Consider the following 20,247-nt stretch of genomic DNA (forward strand, 5'->3'; position numbering starts at 1 on the left):
ACCACGGTGCTGGTGGCACTGATCGTCACCCTCCTCGTCCTGCTCTCCCTGCTGTCCGTGGCCCTGGGCGCGCTCAGCGTCCCGCTCGACCAGGTCGTGCGCTCGGTCCTCGGTCACCCGCCCAGCCGGCTGATCGACAACGTCATCTGGTCGGTGCGCGTGCCCCGCACTCTGCTCGGTCTGACGACGGGCGCCGCGCTCGGTCTGTCCGGCGCGCTGATGCAGGCCCTGACCCGCAATCCGCTCGCGGACCCGGGGATTCTCGGGGTGAGTGCCGGGGCGTCCTTCGCGATCGTGCTGGCGGTCGGGGTGCTCGGGGCCACCTCGCTGTACGGCTATGTGTGGTTCGCGTTCGGCGGGGCGCTCGTGGCGAGTGTCGTGGTCTTCTTCCTGGGACGGCTGGGCCGGTCCGGGGCCACCCCGGTGAAACTGGCGCTCGCCGGGGTCGCCGTCACCTCGCTGCTCCAGTCGTTCACCAGCGCCATCGTGCTGACCGACCAGGACGCGCTGGACCGCTACCGCTTCTGGTCGGCCGGCACCCTGGCCGACCAGGACTCCGGCGACCTCGTGAGCGTCCTGCCCTTCCTCGCCGTCGGCGCCGTACTGGCCCTGTCCTGCGCGCCCGCCCTCAACAGCATGGCCCTCGGTGACGACGTGGCCGCCTCCCTCGGGCGGCGGCTGGGTCTGGTACGGCTCCAGGGCGTCACCGCGGTCGTACTGCTGACCGGCGCGTCGGTCGCCGTCATCGGCCCTGTCGTCTTCCTCGGACTGGTCGTCCCGCACATCGCCCGCGTCCTCGCCCAGTGGGTCGGCATCGGCCCCGACTACCGCTGGCTGCTGCCGCTGTCCGCCGCGCTCGCGCCCGCGCTGCTGCTGTCCGCCGACATCCTGGGCCGGATGGTGGACCGCCCGACCGAGATCCAGGCCGGTGTCCTCGTCGCCTTCCTCGGCGGCCCGTTCTTCATCGTCCTGGTCCGCCGCCGGAAGCTCGCGGAGGTATGAGCGTGCCCGCACCACCGTCACCAGCCGCTTTGGCCAACCGGCCGTTCCGGCTGGCCGTCCCCCCGGTGTCCGGCGTGCTGCGTCCGCGCCTGTTGCTCACGGGAGTTGGCGTCGCGCTCGGCGCCTTCCTGCTGTTCTGCTGGGGTCTGACCATCGGCGACTATCCGGTGGCGTTCACCGATGTCATCAGGGCGCTGTGGGGTTCGGGCGACGCGGGCACGGTCATCGTCGTCCAGGATCTACGGCTGCCACGTGCTCTGGTCGGACTGCTGGTCGGGGTCGCGTTCGGGGTCTCCGGGGCCGTGTTCCAGACGATGACCCGCAATCCGCTGGCCAGCCCCGACATGATCGGTCTCACCGAGGGCGCCGGAACTGCCGTAGTGGCGGCGGTCGTTCTGGGCTGGACCGGCGGACTCGGCCTGTCCACGCTGGGGTTGCTCGGTGCGCTGGTGACCGCGCTGCTCGTGTACGCGCTGGCGTGGAAGGGCGGGGCGACCGGGTACCGCATCATCCTCGTCGGCATCGGTGTGTCCTGGATCTGCTCCAGCGCCACCAACTTCCTTGTGGCGCGCGGCAATCGGTTCGAGGCGGAGGCGGCCCTCGGCTGGCTGGTCGGCAACCTCAACGGCCGGACCTGGAGCCAGGTGGACTCCCTGGCCATCGCCCTGGCCGTACTCCTGCCGATCACCCTGGGCATGGGCCGCTGGATGCGCACGCTGATGCTCGGCGACGACGTGGCCGCCGGGCTCGGCACACCCGTCCAACCCGTCCGGCTGGCACTGCTGTTGGCCGGAGTCGGCCTGGTCGCCTTCGGTACGGCGGCGGCCGGTCCGGTGGCGTTCGTCGCGCTGGCCTGTCCGCAGATCGCCCAGCGGCTGGCGGGCACCGCGTCACCGCCCCCGCTCGTCTCCGGTCTCACCGGCGCGTTCGTCGTCCTCGGCTCCGATCTCCTCGCCCGTGAGGCGATCCCGGGGACGGAACTGCCGGTCGGGATCGTCACCGGTGCCCTCGGCGCGCCGGTCCTGCTGTGGCTGCTCATCCGCGTCAACCGCGCGGGCTCTGGAGGCTGATCGCATGTCGACCACTGACCCGCGCGCCCCGCGCACGTCCGAATCACCCGCGCCGGGACCCGAGTTGCGCGCCCGGAACCTGCAACTCGCCTACGACGGACGGGTGGTCGTCGACAACCTGGACCTCACCGTGCCGACCGGCCGGATCACGGCCATCGTCGGCGCCAACGCCTGTGGGAAATCAACCCTGTTGCGGGCACTCGCCCGGCTGCTGGCCCCGCGCCAGGGTGTCGTGGAGCTGGACGGTGTCGCGCTGCGTTCCGTGCCGACCCGTGACCTCGCCCGCAAACTGGGCATCTTGCCGCAGACGCCGGTGGCGCCGGAGGGGCTGACCGTCCTCGACCTGGTGGGCCGGGGCCGTTCCCCGCACCAGACCTGGTGGCGGCAGTGGTCCACGGCCGACGAGGAGGCCGTGCACGCGGCCCTTGAGGCAACGAACCTGACCGACCTCGCCGAGCGCCCGGTCGACGAACTCTCCGGCGGCCAGCGGCAACGCGCCTGGATAGCCATGGCGGTTACCCAGGGCACCCCCGTCCTGCTCCTCGACGAGCCGACGACCTATCTCGACCTCGCCCACCAGATCGACGTACTCGACCTGATCACGGACCTCAACCGGCGCGAGGGCCGCACCGTGGTGATGGTCCTCCACGACCTCAACCAGGCCTGCCGGTACGCCGATCACGTCATCGCCATGAAGGCCGGCCGCATCGTCGCCGAGGGCGCGCCCGCGGATGTCGTCACCGAGGCCACGGTCGAGGACGTCTTCGACCTGCGCTGCCGGATCGCGCCCGACCCGGTCAGCGGCACGCCGTTGGTGATCCCGCTGGGGCGGCATCACCATGACGGCTCCTCCCGGGCCGAGAAGTCCGAGGACGCCGTCACGACCAGCTGAGCGTGCCCCACCGACAGGGTGGCCGGGAAAATGTGACACCTACTGCATGAGGTGTCACATTTTCGAAAACGCCTACCCCGCCCGGGCCGACTCGCCGACCGACGTGGGCCCGCTCGCTCAGGGCCGGGACGTCAAGTACCCGCCCATGGTGCGGAAGTAGTCGCCGGCCGCGTACTCGGTGCCGTCGTCGGTGCGCACCCGGCGCACCAACAGCCCACGGCCGCGCCCGGTATGGGCCTCGGGGCCCGCCACGACGACCACGCCATCCCCCTCCCGGATGAAGATCCGGCCCGGGGTTCCGCCGTAGCGCCCCTCCGAGGCAGCCGCCGAGACGATCCTCAACCGCTCACCGCGATGGAAGGCGTACGCGTTCGGGTACGGGTCCGACTGGGCGCGTACGAGGCGCGCCAAGCGCTCCGCGGGCCAACTCCAGTCGACACGGCTGTCCTCGGCCGACCGCTTGTGGAAGAAGCTGGCGCGGCTCCGGTCCTGCGGCACCCACTGGCCGGCGTCGCGGCCCGAGGCGATCAGGTCCAGTGACTCGCGCACGATCGGCGCGATGAGGTCGACGGTCCGGTGGAACAGGTCGGTCGCCGTGTCGGTGGGCCCGACCGGCACCGAGCGCTGGATGAGGATGTCCCCGGCGTCGAGTTCGCCGTTCATGCGGTGCGCGGTGACACCGACGCGCGGCTCGTCGTTCAGGAGCGCCCAGATGATCGGGGAGAACCCGGCGTACGACGGCAGCAGCGAGTCGTGGATGTTGAGGGTGCCGTGCGGCGGGAGGTCGAACAGCTCCGGGGGCAGCCAGGTGCGCCAGTTGTTGGCGACGATGATGTCCGGCCGTGCTTCCCGTACGGCGTCGAGGAGTTCGGCGTCGTCGGGGCGGTTGCGCAGCAGGACGGGGACGTCGTTCTTCTCGGCGAGTTCGGCGACGCTGTCGTCCCAGATCTTCTCGTAGGCATGCTCACTTTTCGGGTGGGTGACGACGGACACGACCTCGTGGTCGGAGTCCAGCAACGCCTGCAGCGTGCGGTGACCCCAGGTCTGATAGCCGAGCATGACGACCCGCATGACGGTTCTTCCCTTCAACGACTCCATTGCAAGGTAAGCCTTACCTTATCTAGCATTGGGCTGCCTGAGGGAGGCGATGCCACGGTGAAGTCACCGCTCATGGATTCCGAAGTCGTCCACGACGTACTCGGAATCGGATTCGGTCCGTCAAATCTCGCACTGTCCATAGCGGTTGAGGAGCACAACAAGAGCCTTCCGGCAGACAGCCGTCTCAACGCCCTGTTCCTGGAACGCCAGCCGCGCTTCGGCTGGCACCGGGGCATGCTGATCGACGACGCCACGATGCAGGTGTCGTTCCTCAAGGACCTTGTCACGCTCAGGAATCCGACCAGCGACTACAGCTTCCTGTGCTTCCTGCGCGAGCAGGGGAGACTGATCGACTTCCTGAACCAGAAGACCCTCTTCCCGCTGCGCGTGGAGTTCCACGAGTACTTCGAGTGGGCGGCCGAGCGGGTCTCCCACCTGGTCTCCTACGACAGCGAGGTCGTCTCCGTCGACCCGGTGCGCGGCGACGACGGCGAGATGGCCTTCTTCGACGTCACCAGCCGCGACCCTTCGGGTTCCGGTACGACCGTGACCCGCCGGGCCCGCAACATCAGCGTCGCGATGGGTCTTGAGCCGCACGTACCGCCCGGTCTCGAACTGGGCGAACGCGTCTGGCACAACAGCGAGTTGATACCCCGCGCGACCGGGCTGGCCGAGGCGGGCACGCCCGTGCGGCGGGCCGTGGTGCTCGGCGCCGGGCAGAGCGCCGCCGAGGCGGTGGACTATCTGCACCGCACCTTCCCGGACGCCGAGGTGTGCTCGGTGTTCGCCAAGTACGGCTACACCCCGGCCGACGACAGTCCGTTCGCGAACCGCATCTTCGACCCGGAGGCGGTGGACGTCTACTTCTCGGCCCCGTCCGAGGTCAAGCAGTCACTCATCGACTACCACCGCTCCACCAACTACTCCGTGGTCGACATGGAGTTGATCGAGGCTCTGTACGCCACCGCGTACCGGGAGAAGGTGTCCGGACGGGAACGGCTGCGCTTCCTCAACGTCTCCCGCATCCGCGCCGTCGACCCCGCGACGGACGGCGGCCTCGACGTCGCCGTGGAGTTCCTGCCCACCGGCGAGAAGCAGGTGCTGGGCGCCGACGTGCTGGTGCTCGCCACCGGTTACCGCCCCCGCGACCTGAGTTCGCTGCTCGGCGAGGCGGCCAAACTCTGCCTCAGGGACGACGGCGACGAGATCCGCGTGGGCCGGGACCACCGGGTCGAGACGGTCCCTGAGGTGACGGCCGGCCTCTACCTCCAGGGCGGCACCGAACACACCCACGGGCTGACCAGCACCCTGCTGTCGACGGTCGCGGTACGGGCGGAGGAGATCCACAACTCGGTACAGGCGGCGAAACTGCCCGTCTGACGCCACCCCCGACTCCCCGGGCCCGGAGGGTACGGTCCCTTCCGGGCCCGGGGTTTTTCTACCAGTCACGCTCGTCGCCTCAGTAAGGCCCATGTGTCCAGCGGCCGTTGGCCATCGTGGCGTGCACCGGCATCGCACGCAGGGTGTCCGGATCGGCGTCCAGCGGGTCCACGTCCACGACGACCAGGTCGGCCGGGTCCCCGACCCTGATGAGCCGGCGTCCACGAGCCGCCGCGACCAACGCGTCCGGCACGGAAAGGCGTTGCTCCGGATGCCAGGCAGGACGTTCGTCGTCGGTGCGGCTGACGGCGGACGCGATCGCGAGCCAGGGGTCGAGCGGCGAGACCGGCGCGTCCGAGCCGAACTCCAGCCGGGCACCGGCGGCGAGCAAGTCGCCGTAGGCGAAGGCGCGTTCGGTACGTCCCGCCCAGTGCCGGTCCGCCACGTCGCGGTCGTCCGTGGCGTGCCGGGGCTGTACCCCGGCGACAACCCCCAACTCGGCGAATCTCGGAAGGTCTTCGGCGCTCAGCAGCTGTGCGTGCTCGATCCGGCCCCGGCAGCGCACCGCTTCAAAGGCATCCAGGGCAACGGTGTTGGCGCGGTCGCCGATGGCGTGCACGGCGGGTTCGATGCCGTGCGCGGCGGCGCGGCGCATGAGCCGTACGAGCTCGCCGGGGGACGTCTCCTCGATGCCGTGGGCGCCGTCCGTTTCCTCAAGTCCCGGGTAGGGGTCGCGGCACAGAGCGGTACGGGTGTTGAGGGAACCGTCCGTGAAGAGTTTCAGCGGGCCCACCCGTACCAGACCGCCACCCGCACCGACGTCGTCCCCCGTGCGCAGCCCACGCTTGACCGCCGCCTCCAGGTAACTCGGGTACACGGCGGCCGACACCCGTACGGCGGGCCGGAATTCGGCCGACCGCCGTTCCCAGTCCCCGACCGTGTCGCCGAACTGGAAGTCGATGACACCGGTGACCCCGCGCGCGGCGGCGGCCAGGCAGGCGTCCTCGATCCAGCCGTCCACCAGCTCGACCGGTGCCGCGGGGAGGGCGGAGAGAACCTCGTGGGCCTCGTGCTCCCTGAGCAGGCCGGTGGGGTGCTCACCCCGGCCGACGAGGGCGAGGCAGGCGGAGTTGAGCCACGCGGCATGCAGATCGGCGCTGACCAGGGCGACGGGCCGATCGGGCACCACCGCGTCCAGCAGCCGCTTGTGCGGGGCATCGGGCCACAACCCGTCGCGGAACCCGTAGCCGTAGAGCACCGCGCCGTCGGATGCCCCGGCGCGCTCCCGGACGAGGTCGGCCACCGCCCGCGCGGACGCGGTCCCGGCCAGGTCCAGCCGGTGCCGGGCGCTCGCCCACTCCGCGAGGTGGACGTGGGCGTCCCACAGACCCGGCAACAACACGCGCCCGCCGAGATCGAGAGCCCGCTCACCGCCGACCACGGCGTCCCCATCGGCATCCGCATCCGCTTCCGCCACGACGTGGGTGACTCTGCCGTCCGCCACCCGCACCCGGACCAGCGGCCCACGGGCACCGAGCCGCACCCGGGCGAGCGTCAGCGCGGGCGCCGGGGCGCTTGCGTTGTCTGCCATATGAGCCTCCACCGACCCCAAGTCAACTTAGCCTTACCTTACCTCCTCACGACGGCGCCCGTCCGCAGCCGAAGGTCACCCGAGGACGCCCCGACCCACACGGCCCGCCGCCCCGTCCCCAGCACCCACGCATGCCGCCGCGCGTCCCACGACGACAACGTCCGCGCATCGACACGCACCGTGACCCGCCGCCGCTCCCCCGCCCGCAGCGCGAGCCGTCGATAACCGCCCAACACCCGCACAGCCTGGTCGAGTTGGAGGTCCGGTGAGCGCCCGACGTACACCTGAGGCACGGCCACACCGTCCCGGCGCCCGGTGTTGCGGACCGTGAAGGTCACGTCCAGCCCGTGGCCGTTCCAGCGCGCCGACACGTCGTCGTAGGAGAAGGAGGTGTACGACAGTCCGTGCCCGAAGGGGTAGAGCGGCCGTACGCCCTCCGCGTCGTACCAGCGGTAGCCGACGTGGATGCCCTCGGAGTACTCCTCGGTGCCGTTCACGCCGGGGTAGCGGAGCGGGTCGCCGGCGACCGGGTGGTGGGCGTCGTCCACCGGGAAGGACTGGGTGAGCCGGCCGCCGGGGTCGCAGTCGCCGAACAGCACGGCGGTGGTGGCGGCGGCGCCCTCCTGGCCCGGGTAGTACATCTGGAGGACCGCGCCTGCGCGAGCCAGCCACGGCATCGAGGTCGCGGACGAGGTGTTGAGGACGACTGTGGTGCGTGGGTTCGCGGCCGTCACCGCGTCGATCAAGTGAGGCTGGTTTCCGGGGAGTTGGAGGGTTGTGCGGTCCACGCCCTCGGTGGCGTCCTCGTAGGCGAACAGGACGACACTGCGGGCGGAGCGGGCCGCGCTGACGGCGTCGGTGACGTCCTGCGCGCGGGTCGCACCGGTGATGCGGCGCAGCCGGAACAGCAGTCCGGCGTCGCCGCCCGCGGCGGTGATCTTCAGGGTGTGGGCGCCCTTGGCGAGGGTGAGGGTCTTGCGGCGTACGGAGAGGCCGTCTGGGTCGGCCGAGACCAGGCCGCCCGAGAAGTACTCGCCGTATCCGGCCGCGAGCGGGAACAACTCCTCACCGTCCAGGAGGACTTGGGGGCGGGCGGTGGGGGCGGAGGAGAAGTGGAGCACGAAGGTCCACTCGTCGGTCCCGGCGACGGCGAGCGAGCCGTCGTACTCCCACGTCTTGCCGGCGTCCACCCGCTGCCCTTCGCTGTCGAAGGCGGGGGTGAGGGCGGACGCGGGGAGCGCCTTGCCGAACAGGTCCTCGCCGAGCGTGTACGTCACCCGGGTGCCGGAACCGGCCCGCGCCCTGATCGCGTCGAGGGGGCTGTCCGCACCGTCCGGTACGACATGCGCGCTGCCGCCGCCGCTGACGAAGGGAAGGGTGCCGGTGGGGCCGATGACCGCGATGGAGCCGTCGGTCAGCGGGAGGGTGCGGTGTTCGTTGCGGAGCAGGGTCGCGCCCGCCTTGGCGACCTCCAGGGCGACGGCGGCACCCGCCTTCGCGTCGCGGTCGGGGCGCGGCGGCGCGCTGCCGTCGAGGAGCCCGAACCGGTCCATGACGCTGAGGATCCGGCGCACCGCGCGGTCGACGTACGACTCGGGCAGACTGCCGTTCCGCACGGCCGACTTGAGGGGTGCGCCGAAGTACGTCCCGTCGGGCATCTCCATGTCGAGACCGGCCGTGATCGCGGCGACGGTGCTGTGCGCGGCGAACCAGTCGGTCATCACCCAGCCGTCGAAGCCCCATTGGCCGCGCAGGACGTCGGTGAGGAGGGTCTTGTTCTCGCAGGCGAACGTGCCGTTGACCTTGTTGTACGCGCCCATGACCGCGCCGGCGCCCGCACCGATCGCCGCTTCGAAACCGCGCAACTCGCTCTCGTGCATGGTCTGTTCGTCGACCCGCACGTCGATGGCGTTGCGGTCCTTCTCCTGGTTGTTCATTGCGAAGTGCTTGACGGTCGCGACGAGTCCCTCGCCCTGGATGCCCTTGATCTCGGCGGCGACCAGGTCGCCGGCGAGCAGTGGGTCCTCGCTGAAGGTCTCGAAGTTGCGGCCCGCGTACGGGGTGCGGATGAGGTTGACCATCGGGGACAGCAGGACGTCCTGGCCGAGGGCGCGTCCCTCGCGGCCGACGACCCGGCCGTAGCGGCGGGCGAGTTCCGGGTCGAAGGCGGAAGCGAGCAGGACGGGGGCCGGGAGGGCGGTGGCGTGTGCGGTGACGCGGACGCCGGCGGGACCGTCGGTGAGCCGTAGCGGCGGGATCTTCAGGCGGGGGACGCCGGGGAGGTATCCGGCCTGGCCGAGCGAGTTCGGGTCGGTGGCGCCGTGCAGGAGGGAGATCTTCTCGTCGAGGGTGAGCTTGGCCAGGAGTCCTTCGACGCGGGGGCCGGCCCCCGCCTCGGGTCTGGCCTGCATGGACGCGTACGCGTGCGACGGGAAGACGAGTCCGGTGGTGGCCGCCGTGGCGACCGCGATCGCGCCGCCCAGCAGACGCAGGGCGGATCGCCGGGACACGGTGTCGGTCATGAGCCGTCACTCCTTCGGTGTGCGGGCACGACGTTGTGGACCGCGGGTGCGCCTCGGCGCCCCGGACCGTGTTCGGAATCTGAACGCACCATGCGTCAGGCCCGACTTGACGACCCGTTGGGAACCCATCGCGCGGCGGGAAAACTATGACCGCCACTGACTCGTGTCAACGATTCCAACAGAAATCGGCCGCGAGTCGACAAGAACCGAAGGGTGGGACGGGCGTGGGGCCACCCGCATGGGGTGGCCCCACGGTCAGCGCAGTACCGGGATCAGGCCGGTGACGGTGTTCACGACGTCCGTCACGACCGTCGCCAATGGCTGCACGGCGCCGACGACGGCACCCGTACCCGTACCCGTACCCGTACCCGCGCCCGCGCCCGCGCCCGCGCCCACGGGCTCGGATACCGGCGCGGGATCGCCGCAACAGGCGACCTGCGCGGCGCGGGGCGCGTACTGCGGGTCGCTCTGCCGCTGTTGCGGCAGGTTCGAGGGAGGAGGCGGTGGCGGCTGGTCGCCCAGAGGCGCGCCCTCGGGCGGCCCGGGCACGTTCGGTGCGCCGCTGCTCCCAGGCACACCACCCTTCCCTTCGGCCTCTCCCTCTCCGCCCGGTTCGCCCTGCTTCACCCGCGCGTCAGTGCCGGATTCCAGCGCCCACCGCTGCCCGGCGGACCCGTCCCGTTCCGTCACCTCGACCCGTGCCCCCGCCTTCCCGCTCACGGGGGCGACGGCCAGTCCCCGGCTCCAGCGGAGCAGGAGTTCGCCGCGCACCGTCAGGTCGTAGTGCACCTCGCCCGCGTGCACCAGGCAGCCGGCCAGGGTGACCGTGCCCGCGGTGGTGTCGGAGCCCAGGCAGAGTCCGGGGTCGGCGAGGCTGCGCAGCAGACCGTCCTGGTCGTACGACCACTGCTGGGACCCGGCGGACGAGCACGCCGCCATGGCGACGGCGGCGCCGGTCTCCAGTCGGCCGCCCGGGACGTCGACGCACAGTCCCGAATCGAGGCTGCGCAGGACGCCCTGCTCGACGACGCCCGCGACGGCGGCTGCCGTCGACGCGGAACCGTCGGACGAGGGTGCGGCGACGGGGCTCGGGTGGGTCGAACTGCCGCTGGGCGCACCCCAGGTGGCCTGCGGATCGGGCGCGTTGTCCCCCTCGGTCCAGCCCTTGGTGACGAGCACGGTGGCGAGCAGGGCGAGGGAGGCCAGGCCCACGCCGACCACCGCGGCCTTGGGGTGCCTGCGGGGAAAGGCGAGGCGGCCGTCCGCCGCGGGGCGGTGGCGGCCCACCGGGTGGCGGGCGGCGCGGGCGGAGGTCTCGGGGGTCGCGCGGCCGGGCCGTGAGTCGAGGTAGCGGCGGGCGCCCCAGCCGAGGACGGTCTCGGCGAGCAGCACTTCGAGGCCGCCGTCGAAATGACTCAGTTGTTCCGCCGCGAAACGGCAGTAGCGGCATGTCATGAGATGCCGTTGCACATCGGGCAGCAGGCTGCCGCCGCGGCGGATCGGGACGTCGAGGAGTCGGTTGTAGTGGCGGCATTCCGGGGTCGGTGCGAGTTCCCGGTGGGCGCGCACGCAGCCCGCCCTGAATTGTTCACGTGCCTGGTCCAGCGCGGCGCTCGCGGTGGCCTCGTCCACGCCCAGCAGACCGGCCGGTACGGATATGGGTTCGGCCTCGGCCTCGGTGTGCCACAACAGGCATTGGGAGGCGCCCGGCAGCGCCCCGAAAGCACGTTCAGCGAGCTGCCGCCTTTCGGAGGTCCCGGGCCGCGCCGCGCGCAGACCCCGGCCGCCGGTGGGTTTACGAAGTTCCGGCAGCAGCGCGGTAATTCGGTCCTCCGCAGCCCACTTCTTCACCATCTCCCTTACCGCTACAAGGAGTTGGGGGCGCAGGGCGCCGCCGGTCGCGCGGCCGGACAGTACCTGGTGGAAGGCGGCGGTCGCCACCATGGACGCCGAACTCCCGGCGGAGGCGAGACAGATGGAGGCATATTCACTTGTCGCCTGCCAATGGCGGGCGAGCAGCAGGGCGACGGCACGGGTGCCCGCGGTCTTATCGCCGAGTTGCGCGACGAGATTGCGGTCGGACTCCCCCGGACTCGCTCCGGGGCGGGGCGGGAACGGTGGGCGTGGGGGGTAGGGGGATTGCACGGAACCATTTCCTTCCAAGCCGCAGGACGGCACACGAATGCCCGACCATCGGAAAGCAGGCGCTTGATTGGTGCATACCTATGAGGTGTCAGAAAACGACCCTGACCATTGACTTCTCGCCACTCGCCTCACGGGGTGGCTCACACTCGCACAAGCCTCTGACAGGAAACAAGGAGTTCGAGTGACCGATGTTCAAAACGCCGAAAATTCAGATTGGTTACCGACGGTATCCACAGGCGTCTACACGAAATCTCCAACTCTCCCGCGAACTAAGGGAGGCGCACAGGGAACTCCGATGTTTCTCTCGGGGTGCTCTCATCGCGGTGGGCCACCATGAACCCCATGATCGCCCCCCACTCTTCAGCCACCCCCGCGCCCGCGCCCGCCCCCGTCCCCACGGTCCGCAAGGCGGTCGTGCCGGCCGCCGGGCTCGGCACGCGGTTCCTGCCCGCGACGAAGGCGACGCCGAAGGAGATGCTCCCCGTCGTCGACAAGCCCGCGATCCAGTACGTCGTCGAGGAGGCCGCGGCGGCCGGACTCGACGACATCCTGATGGTCACCGGCCGGCACAAGCGCGCCATCGAGGACCACTTCGACCACGCCTTCGAACTGGAACAGGCCCTGGCCGCCAAGGGCGACACCGTGCGCCTGGACGCCGTACGCGATCCCGCGCGCCTCGCCGACATCCACCACATCCGCCAGGGCGACCCGCTCGGCCTCGGGCACGCGGTGCTCTGCGCCCGCCACCACGTCGGCGACCAGCCCTTCGCCGTCCTCCTCGGCGACGACCTGATCGACCCGCGCGAGACCCTGCTCAGCCAGATGCTGGAGGTCCGCGAACGGTACGCGGGCAGCGTGGTCGCCCTCATGGAAGTCCCCGAGGAACAGGTCCACCTGTACGGCTGCGCGGCCGTCGAGCCGACCGGCGAGGACGGTGTCGTACGGGTCACCGGCCTGGTCGAGAAGCCGTCCCGGGAGGACGCGCCGAGCCGCTACGCCGTCATCGGCCGCTACGTCCTCGACCCCGCGATCTTCCCCACCCTGGAACGCACCCCGCCCGGCCGCGGCGGCGAGATCCAACTCACCGACGCCCTCCAGGAGTTGGCCGCCACCGGCACGGTCCACGGAGTCGTCTTCAAGGGCCTGCGCTACGACACCGGCGACAAGGCCGACTATCTGCGCACGGTGGTCCGCCTGGCCTGCGACCGCTCGGACCTGGGCCCCGAATTCGTCGCGTGGCTCAAGGAGTTCGTGGCGGGCCTGGAGAACAACGAGAGCAACGAGACCGGCGGGACCGGCGACAGCGAGGGCGCGCGGATCGCGGCCTGAACTCCCCACGCACGGGGGCCCGGTCACGCCGCGAGCGACGACCGGGCCCCCGTATCAACTCAAGTCAAGTCAAATCGACTCAAGCTCGACTCGACTCTGCTCAACTCGACTCAACTCGGCGACACCTGTCAGCCGTTCGGCCGGAGCGTCCAGGTGACCGTCATCTCGCCCGTCACGGCGCCGTCCTCGCGCTGGATGGCGACGGTGACCGGGAACTCGGGGCGCTCGCCGGCGTCGAGTTCGGCGACGACGTCGGCGGCGGGGCGGCCGAGGGTCGCGGTGGCCCTCACCGGGCCGAGGGCGATCTTCCTGAACGCGATCTCGGCGTTGACCGGGAGCGGCACCGCCCGCGAGAGCTGGTCGCCGAAGGCGGCGAGGACGATCGCGCCACTGGCGGACTCGCCGAGGGTGAACATGGCGCCGGCGTGCGGCCCGCCGACGTGGTTGCGGTACTCGCTCTGGTCCGGAAGGGACAGCACGGCCCGCTCCGGACTTGTCTCCAGGTACTCCAGGTTCAAGGTGCGAACCATCGGCACCGTGGCGGCCAGCAACTCGCCTATGGACATCTGATCTGCGCTCATGAGCAACATGTTACCCACGAGTAGCCAATGCGGGCCAGACCTGTGCGCCGGCAAACGATGTCCCGTCCCCGAGTTGGTACGGCCCTGACAAGGGGCGGTGACCCACCGTGTCCCACCCGGCACTAGGGTTACTGCCCATGTGGCCAGGACAGCAGCCGCCCGGGGGCGAGCAGAACCCGCAGAACAACCCGTACCAGCAGCCGGGGTACCAACAGCCGAATCCGTATCAGCAGCCCGGCTACCAGCAGCCCAACCCCTATGGGCAGCAACCGCAGTGGGGCGCTCCGGGTCCCGCGGGCGGGCCGCAGCCGCCGAAGGACGGGGGCGGCGGAAACCGGACGAAGCTGGTCGCGATCGTGGCGGCCACGGCCGTCGTCGTGGCCGCGGGTGTGACCGGCTACCTGGTCCTGGGCGGCAACAAGGACGACAAGGCGGACGGCGGCAAGGACACGTCGAGCCGGTCGCCGTCGGCGTCCGCGGACCCGAGCGCGTCCTCCTCCGGTTCGGACGACAACCCGCGCGGCAACGAGACCGAGAAGCCGACCATCGCGGGCTGGAAGGTCGTCGTCAACCAGAAGTACGGCACCGCCTTCGACGTCCCCGCGGACTGGGAGGTCGGCACCCCGGGCACCTTCACCTTCTTCGAGGACCAGCAGAAGGGCGACGGCTCCCCGTACATCGGTTTCTCCGCGCCCGCCTACCTGAAGCAGAACTGGTGCGAGTCCGACGACAACAAGGACGGCACCAAGGAGACCTCGTCGCTGGCGTCGAGCGGCACGAAGGGCGAGGACGGCGCGAAGGACACGGCGAGCACGGCGCGCGGTGACGCGGCGACGTTCGCGTTCGGCGGGTACACGGACCAGAAGAACTCGTCCAAGAAGTACCTGAAGATCGGCGCGGCGAAGCCCTACACGACGAAGTCGGGTGTCACGGGCAGCGTCGCCACGTCCTACACGTCCGGCGTCCCGAAGACGGGCAAGTGCTCCTCCGACGGCAAGGCGACCACGTTCGCCTTCAAGAACTCGGCGGACGACTTCGTCTCCTGGACGCTCTACGGCGCCAAGGGCGTCAGCGAAGAGATCCCCGACGCGACGGTGCAGAAGATCCTCAGCACCGTACGACTGCACGGGGATCCGACGGGTGCCACGAGCTGACCCTCCGGTCATCGAGGGCTGACCGTTTGGCCGGATTCTGACGGCAATCTGTTTGGCAGGGCGTGGCACGTGCGGCGATAGTCGCCCGGTGACCGCCACCCCCTCTCCTCGCCGATCGCGCCGACCCGACTGGGCGGGCCGCAACTACACCCTGCTGACCGCCGCCGCGGTGGCGACCGGCCTCGGCGGGAACGGCGCGCTGATCGCCGCCGCGTTCGCCGTGCTGGACGCGGGCGGCGACAGCGGTGACGTGGGTCTGGTGGCCGCCTCGCGCACGCTGCCGCTGGTGTTGTTCCTGCTGATAGGCGGCGCGATCTCGGACCGGGTCCCCCGCCACCACGTCATGGTCGCGGCGAACGCCCTCAGCTGCGTCTCCCAGGCGGCCTTCGCTGTGCTCGTCCTCACCGGCGAGCCCCGCCTCTGGCAGATGATGCTGCTGACCGCGCTGGGCGGCACCGGGCAGGCGTTCTTCGGTCCGGCGGCCGAGGGCATGCTGATGTCCACGGTGAGCGGCGAACAGGCGGGCCGGGCGTTCGCCGTGTTCCGCATGGCGATGCAGGGCGCGTCCCTGGGCGGCGCGGCCCTCGGCGGCGCGCTGGTCGCGGCGGTCGGCCCCGGCTGGGTGCTCGCGGTCGACGCGGCGGCGTTCGCGGTGGCCGGCGCCCTCCGCTCCTTCCTCGACGTCAGTCACATCCCACCGCGCGCCCCGGGCGGCGGCATGCTCGCCGATCTCCGCGACGGCTGGCGGGAGTTCATCGGCCGCCCCTGGCTGTGGTCCATCGTCGTGGCGTTCTCCGTCGCCAACGCGGTGGTCGGCGCGGCCGACGCGGTCTACGGCCCCCTCGTCGCCCGCGACAGCCTCGGCGGCGCGGGCCCCTGGGGCCTGGCCCTGGCCGCGTTCGGCGCGGGCACGGTCGCCGGCGCCCTCCTGATGACCCGCTGGAAACCCCGCCGCCTGCTCCTGGCGGGCACCCTCGGCGTGTTCCCCCTGGCCCTCCCCTCGGCCGCGCTCGCGATACCGGTGCCGGTGGGCGTCCTGTTCGCGGTGATGTTCGTCGCGGGGGCGACGGTGGAGGTGTTCGGGGTGTCGTGGATGACCGCCCTGCACCAGGAGATCCCCGAGGAGAAACTCTCCCGCATCTCGGCCTACGACTGGTTCGGCTCGATCGCGCTGATGCCGATCGCCGCCGCGGCGGCGGGTCCGGCGGAGTCGGCCTTCGGGCGTACGGCGGCCCTGTGGGGGTGCGCGACATTGGTCACGTTGGTCACGGCGGCGGTGCTGTGTGTACCGGAGGTACGGAACCTGCGGCGACGGACGGGGCCTTCGGCGCAGGGGAAGGCGCGGGGTGCGAACAGGTCAGCCGATGCCGAACGCTCCGCCGGGGGGATCGGGTGAGGGGTCGGCGTTCTTGGCGCGGTGGGCCGCGGGCGTACCGATCAGCCGATACCGAACGCCCCCTCCGGCGGCTCGGGCGACGGCACCGCGTCCTCGTCCCGGACCGGTCGCGCGCCCCCGATGAACTCCCGTAGCGCGAGCCCGTGTTCGAGCCGTGCCGGGAACACGTCCGAGGCCACGAGGCGGGTCAGGGTCGCCGTGTCGACCGGTTGGTGGGCTGCGACGAGGACCGCGTTGCCGAAGCGCCGTCCGCGCAGTACGCCTGGTTCCGCGATCAGCACCAGCTCCCCGAACACCGCACTGAACGTGGCGAGTTGGGAACGCAGGAACGTGAAGGGCGCGGCGTCCGCGAGGTTGGCGAGGTAGACGCCGTCGGCACGCAGGACGCGCTCGGTCTCACGGGCGTACGTCACGGAGGTGAGGTGCGCCGGCACCCGTGAGCCCCCGAAGACATCGGCGACGATCACGTCCGCCGAACCGTCCGGCGCCGCCTCCAGCCAGGCCCGGGCGTCGGCGCCGTGCACGGTGACACCGGCGCCGTCCGGCAACGGCAGATGCTCGGTGACCAGCTCCAGCAGCCCCCGGTCGGCCTCGACCACGTCCTGCCGCGAACCGGGCCGGGTCGCCGCCAGATAGCGGGGCAACGTGAGCGCGCCCCCGCCGAGGTGCAGCACGTCCAGCGGCCGTCCCGGCTCGGCAACGATGTCCAGCACATGCCCGAGCCGCCGCGCGTACTCGAACTCCAGATGCGTCGGCTCATCCAGGTCCACGTACGACTGCGGCGCCCCGTCGACGGTCAGCAGCCAGGCCCGCTCCCGATCCACGTCGGGCATGAGCTTGGCGGTCCCGTGATCAACGTCCCGGGTCACGGGTATCGGCTCGTTCACGAGGTCCATTGTGCCGGTGCGGATAAGCACCGGGTTCAGGCAGCGCCCCGATAGGGGCGCGGGGCTGTGCCGATATGCGGCTCCGCCGCGTGGGCGCGCCCAGCCACAACCGGCCCGCAGAAACCCGCACACCCTCAGCCCCCCTACGCTCGACCCCGCCAAGCCATCAGCCGACCTCCGTAACGGTCCCCGCCCCAACCGTCCGCCCACCCTCACGGATGGCGAATCCAAGCCCCGGCTCCAACGGCACCTCCCGCCCCAGCTCAACCGTCATCGTCACGGTGTCCCCCGGCCGAGCAACCCCCGTCTCACCGAGATCGATGTCCCCGACCACATCCGCGGTACGGATGTAGAACTGCGGCCGGTACCCCGTCGACACACCGGTCGTACGACCACCCTCCCGCGCCGACAGGACATACACCTGCGCCGAGAACCGCCGGCTGGGCACCACGCTGCCGGGCGCCGCGACGACGTGCCCGCGTCGCACCGCGTCGCGCGGCACCCCGCGCAGCAGCAGCGCCACACTGTCACCGGCCTGCGCCTCCGCCATGGGCTTGCCGAAGGTCTCCAGCCCGGTGACCACCGACTCCACGGCGGCGCCGAGCACGTCGACCCGGTCGCCGACCCGGACCGTGCCGCGCTCGACCGCGCCCGTGACGACCGTCCCGCGCCCGGTGATGGTGAGCACGTTCTCGACCGGCAACAGGAACGGCGCGTCCAAGTACCGCTCGGGCATGGGCACATACGTGTCCACGGCGTCGAGCAGCGCGTCGATCGACGCCGTCCAACGGGGTTCCCCCTCAAGGGCCTTGAGACCGGACACCCGTACGACGGGTACGGAGTCGCCGCCGTAGCCGTTGGCGGTGAGCAGTTCGCGGACCTCCAGCTCGACCAGGTCGGTGAGCTCGTCGTCGCCCGCGTCGGCCTTGTTGAGCGCGACCACGATGTGGTCGACGCCCACCTGTCGGGCGAGCAGCACGTGTTCGGCGGTCTGCGGCATGATCCCGTCGAGCGCGGAGACGACGAGGATCGCCCCGTCGAGCTGCGCAGCCCCGGTGACCATGTTCTTGACGTAGTCGGCGTGGCCGGGCATGTCGACGTGCGCGTAGTGCCGGGTGTCGGTCTCGTACTCGACGTGCGCGATGTTGATGGTGATGCCGCGCGCGGCCTCCTCCGGCGCCCGGTCGATGCGGTCGAACGGTACGAAGGTGGACGCGCCGCGCCCGGCGAGGACCTTGGTGATGGCGGCGGTCAGGGTGGTCTTGCCGTGGTCGACATGACCCATCGTGCCGATGTTCAGATGCGGTTTCGTACGGATGTATGCCGTTTTGGACATAGCGGTACCTCGAAGCCTGGTGAAGTGGATGCGGGGACCCCGAGGAATCGCCGACCCTCCCCCTGCGGGGTCCGCCGGACGATCCGGAGAGGGTCAGCTTCGGGCGCCGTCGACTGCTGCCGCTGGAACAGGAACGAGGACGGGAACGGCAGCCTTCGGGGCATCCGCGACCGCGGATGCTGCGAGGTGGAAGGCGTACCGGAACATGACGCCGATCATTGCCGACGCTTTGCCCCGAGTCGAATGATTTATGGGGGCAAGTTCAGGTGCCGATGCTCTTCACGGCCCGATGTTCTTCAGGGCCTCGCGCACCGACAGCGGCGCGAACCGCCCCTTCTCCCGTGCGAGGAACCCTCGCACCGCCTCCGGGTCCGTCCAGGCGTACTCCCGCAGACACCAGCCGATCGCCTTGCGGATGAAGAAGTCCGGGTGCCCGGACTGGCGCAGGCAGTACGCGAAGAGCCGTTCGGTGTCGGTGTGCTCCTTGTAGCGCAGCTGGTGGAGCAGGGCCGTACGGGCGACCCACAGGTCGTCGTCGACGATCCACTCGTCCATGTCGGCCTGCAGCTTCGGATCGGCGGCGACCAGGCCTCCCACTACGTGGGAGGCGAGTGCGTCGACGGTGTCCCACCAGGGGACGGTCGACACGAGGTACCGGGCGACCGGCAGGAAGCCGGACGTGCAGCGCTGCACATGGCCGCGCAGGTAGTCCACCGCGAAGTACTGGTACTCGCGCTCCGGCAGCTCCCAGCAGCGCAGGGCGATCGCGACGCAGTCGGCCTCGTCCGGGCGGGGCGTGCCCTCCAGGACCGTCCGGGACAGGGCGCGGCGCAGGGGTGTGGGGAGGCCCAGGAAGGGCGCCACGTCCTTCATGTACGCCCGCATCGGCGCGGCCCGCTCGGGGTCGGCCGCGGCGGCGTACGTGACGGTGAGCCGCTCCAGCACGGTGTCGGCGAGAACGCTGCCGGGCACGTCCGGGGTGCCCGCACCTGTGACGCTCATGAGACGAACCATACGGCGATCACATACACAGGTCGGTTAGTGTCGCCGACATGCTCGCCGATGCCACCACCCGTTCTGGGGGCACCGCCACGGCCTCTCCCCTGGCCGTGGCCACGGAGCTCGTCGTCGCCGTACCCGCGGCCGTGCCCGTAGCGCCCCTGGTGCCCGTCGCTCCGACCGGCTTCACCGCGCGCTGCACGAGAGCCCTGCTCTCGCCGTGGTCGCGGCTGTCGCTGCTTCTCGTGCTGCTCGCCGGGGCGGCGTCGACCGTGCTGCTCTTCCACCCGCAGAGACTCCTCTCCAACGGCTGGCCACCCCAACTCGGCGGCGCCATGGCCGCGTTGGTGTTCGCGGGGGCGTACGGCCTGTGCAGTGTCGCGTTCGTACCGCGCCCGCTGCTGAACCTCGCCGCGGGCGCGGTGTTCGGCTCGCAGCTGGGCACCGTCTCGGCACTGGCGGGCACGGTGCTCGGCGCCGGGATCTCCTTCGGCCTGGGCCGTGTGCTGGGCCAGGACGCCCTGCGCCCGCTGCTGCGGGGCCGGTGGCTGAAGGCCGCGGACGGCCAGCTCAGCCGGCACGGCTTCCGGTCGATGATGGCGGCACGGCTCTTCCCGGGACTGCCGTTCTGGGGCGTGAACTACTGCGCCGCCGTCTCCCGCATGCGCTGGATGCCGTTCCTGCTCGCGACGGCCCTCGGCTCGATCCCGAACACCGCCGCGTACGTCGTCGCCGGCGCCCGCGCGTCCAGTCCCACCTCGCCGGCCTTCCTGATCGCGATGGCCTGCATCGCCCTGCCTGCCCTGGGCGGCGCGGTGGTGGCCTGGCGCAAGCGCCACCACCTGCGGGACCACTGAACAACCGG

The 20,247-nt window shown here is 71.1% G+C and carries 16 protein-coding genes; 8 read left to right on the forward strand and 8 right to left on the reverse strand.

What is annotated here, in order from left to right; genetic code table 11:
* Positions 1-6 precede the first annotated feature (6 nt).
* Genes ACIQBL_RS20895 through ACIQBL_RS20905 form a run of 3 tightly spaced genes read left to right on the forward strand, consistent with a single transcriptional unit; the run spans position 7 to position 2,964 of the window.
* Positions 7-1,002, forward strand: a complete 996-nt coding sequence (locus ACIQBL_RS20895) for a FecCD family ABC transporter permease (protein WP_401944047.1) — start codon at positions 7-9, stop codon at positions 1,000-1,002.
* The gene (locus tag ACIQBL_RS20900; RefSeq protein ID WP_401943880.1) at positions 999-2,072 is read left to right on the forward strand and encodes a FecCD family ABC transporter permease; all 1,074 of its coding nucleotides are present in this window, start codon (positions 999-1,001) and stop codon (positions 2,070-2,072) included. The genes ACIQBL_RS20895 and ACIQBL_RS20900 overlap by 4 nt, the downstream gene beginning before the upstream one ends.
* Positions 2,073-2,076: 4 nt before the next feature.
* Positions 2,077-2,964, forward strand: a complete 888-nt coding sequence (locus tag ACIQBL_RS20905) for an ABC transporter ATP-binding protein (protein ID WP_401943881.1) — start codon at positions 2,077-2,079, stop codon at positions 2,962-2,964.
* A 117-nt stretch (positions 2,965-3,081) separates the two neighbouring features.
* On the opposite strand, the gene ACIQBL_RS20910 is transcribed toward ACIQBL_RS20905, so the two are convergent.
* Positions 3,082-4,035 (reverse strand): methionyl-tRNA formyltransferase, encoded by a 954-nt coding sequence (locus ACIQBL_RS20910; RefSeq protein WP_401943883.1) that lies wholly within the window; start codon positions 4,033-4,035, stop codon positions 3,082-3,084.
* Between the two features lie 99 nt (positions 4,036-4,134).
* Here ACIQBL_RS20910 and ACIQBL_RS20915 point away from each other — a divergent pair, with 99 nt between their 5' ends.
* Positions 4,135-5,442, forward strand: a complete 1,308-nt coding sequence (locus ACIQBL_RS20915; RefSeq protein ID WP_401943885.1) for a lysine N(6)-hydroxylase/L-ornithine N(5)-oxygenase family protein — start codon at positions 4,135-4,137, stop codon at positions 5,440-5,442.
* 79 nt (positions 5,443-5,521) lie between these two features.
* Here the strand turns inward: ACIQBL_RS20915 and ACIQBL_RS20920 are convergent, their stop codons facing one another.
* The 3 genes from ACIQBL_RS20920 to ACIQBL_RS20930 all read right to left on the reverse strand — a co-directional run bounded on the left by ACIQBL_RS20920 (position 5,522) and on the right by ACIQBL_RS20930 (position 11,700).
* Positions 5,522-7,033, reverse strand: coding sequence for an amidohydrolase (locus ACIQBL_RS20920; RefSeq protein WP_401943886.1), 1,512 nt, complete (start codon positions 7,031-7,033; stop codon positions 5,522-5,524).
* A gap of 38 nt (positions 7,034-7,071) precedes the next feature.
* Positions 7,072-9,555 (reverse strand): beta-glucosidase, encoded by a 2,484-nt coding sequence (locus ACIQBL_RS20925; RefSeq protein WP_401943888.1) that lies wholly within the window; start codon positions 9,553-9,555, stop codon positions 7,072-7,074.
* A gap of 255 nt (positions 9,556-9,810) precedes the next feature.
* Positions 9,811-11,700, reverse strand: a complete 1,890-nt coding sequence (locus ACIQBL_RS20930; RefSeq protein WP_401943889.1) for an RICIN domain-containing protein — start codon at positions 11,698-11,700, stop codon at positions 9,811-9,813.
* Between the two features lie 342 nt (positions 11,701-12,042).
* On the opposite strand from ACIQBL_RS20930, the gene galU reads away from it, so the two are divergent.
* Complete coding sequence (gene galU / locus ACIQBL_RS20935) at positions 12,043-13,029, forward strand: UTP--glucose-1-phosphate uridylyltransferase GalU (RefSeq protein WP_401943891.1); 987 nt, start codon at positions 12,043-12,045, stop codon at positions 13,027-13,029.
* 128 nt (positions 13,030-13,157) lie between these two features.
* Here the strand turns inward: galU and ACIQBL_RS20940 are convergent, their stop codons facing one another.
* Positions 13,158-13,595 (reverse strand): DUF4442 domain-containing protein, encoded by a 438-nt coding sequence (locus tag ACIQBL_RS20940; RefSeq protein WP_401944049.1) that lies wholly within the window; start codon positions 13,593-13,595, stop codon positions 13,158-13,160.
* A 152-nt stretch (positions 13,596-13,747) separates the two neighbouring features.
* Here ACIQBL_RS20940 and ACIQBL_RS20945 point away from each other — a divergent pair, with 152 nt between their 5' ends.
* Positions 13,748-14,764 (forward strand): hypothetical protein, encoded by a 1,017-nt coding sequence (locus tag ACIQBL_RS20945; protein ID WP_401943893.1) that lies wholly within the window; start codon positions 13,748-13,750, stop codon positions 14,762-14,764.
* A gap of 88 nt (positions 14,765-14,852) precedes the next feature.
* Positions 14,853-16,160 (forward strand): MFS transporter, encoded by a 1,308-nt coding sequence (locus ACIQBL_RS20950; RefSeq protein ID WP_401943894.1) that lies wholly within the window; start codon positions 14,853-14,855, stop codon positions 16,158-16,160.
* Between the two features lie 41 nt (positions 16,161-16,201).
* Here the strand turns inward: ACIQBL_RS20950 and ACIQBL_RS20955 are convergent, their stop codons facing one another.
* The 3 genes from ACIQBL_RS20955 to ACIQBL_RS20965 form a co-directional block, all read right to left on the reverse strand.
* The gene (locus ACIQBL_RS20955; protein WP_401943896.1) at positions 16,202-17,047 is read right to left on the reverse strand and encodes a spermidine synthase; all 846 of its coding nucleotides are present in this window, start codon (positions 17,045-17,047) and stop codon (positions 16,202-16,204) included.
* 166 nt (positions 17,048-17,213) lie between these two features.
* Complete coding sequence (gene tuf, locus ACIQBL_RS20960; RefSeq protein WP_401943898.1) at positions 17,214-18,383, reverse strand: elongation factor Tu; 1,170 nt, start codon at positions 18,381-18,383, stop codon at positions 17,214-17,216.
* A 279-nt stretch (positions 18,384-18,662) separates the two neighbouring features.
* Complete coding sequence (locus ACIQBL_RS20965) at positions 18,663-19,385, reverse strand: DNA alkylation repair protein (protein WP_401943899.1); 723 nt, start codon at positions 19,383-19,385, stop codon at positions 18,663-18,665.
* Positions 19,386-19,435: 50 nt separating this feature from the next.
* Between ACIQBL_RS20965 and ACIQBL_RS20970 the strand changes: the two genes are divergently transcribed.
* Complete coding sequence (locus ACIQBL_RS20970) at positions 19,436-20,239, forward strand: TVP38/TMEM64 family protein (RefSeq protein ID WP_401943901.1); 804 nt, start codon at positions 19,436-19,438, stop codon at positions 20,237-20,239.
* Positions 20,240-20,247: the final 8 nt, after the last annotated feature.

Origin of the sequence: Streptomyces sp. NPDC088350, assembly GCF_044753545.1 — a bacterium.
Taxonomy (GTDB): Bacteria; Actinomycetota; Actinomycetes; order Streptomycetales; family Streptomycetaceae; genus Streptomyces.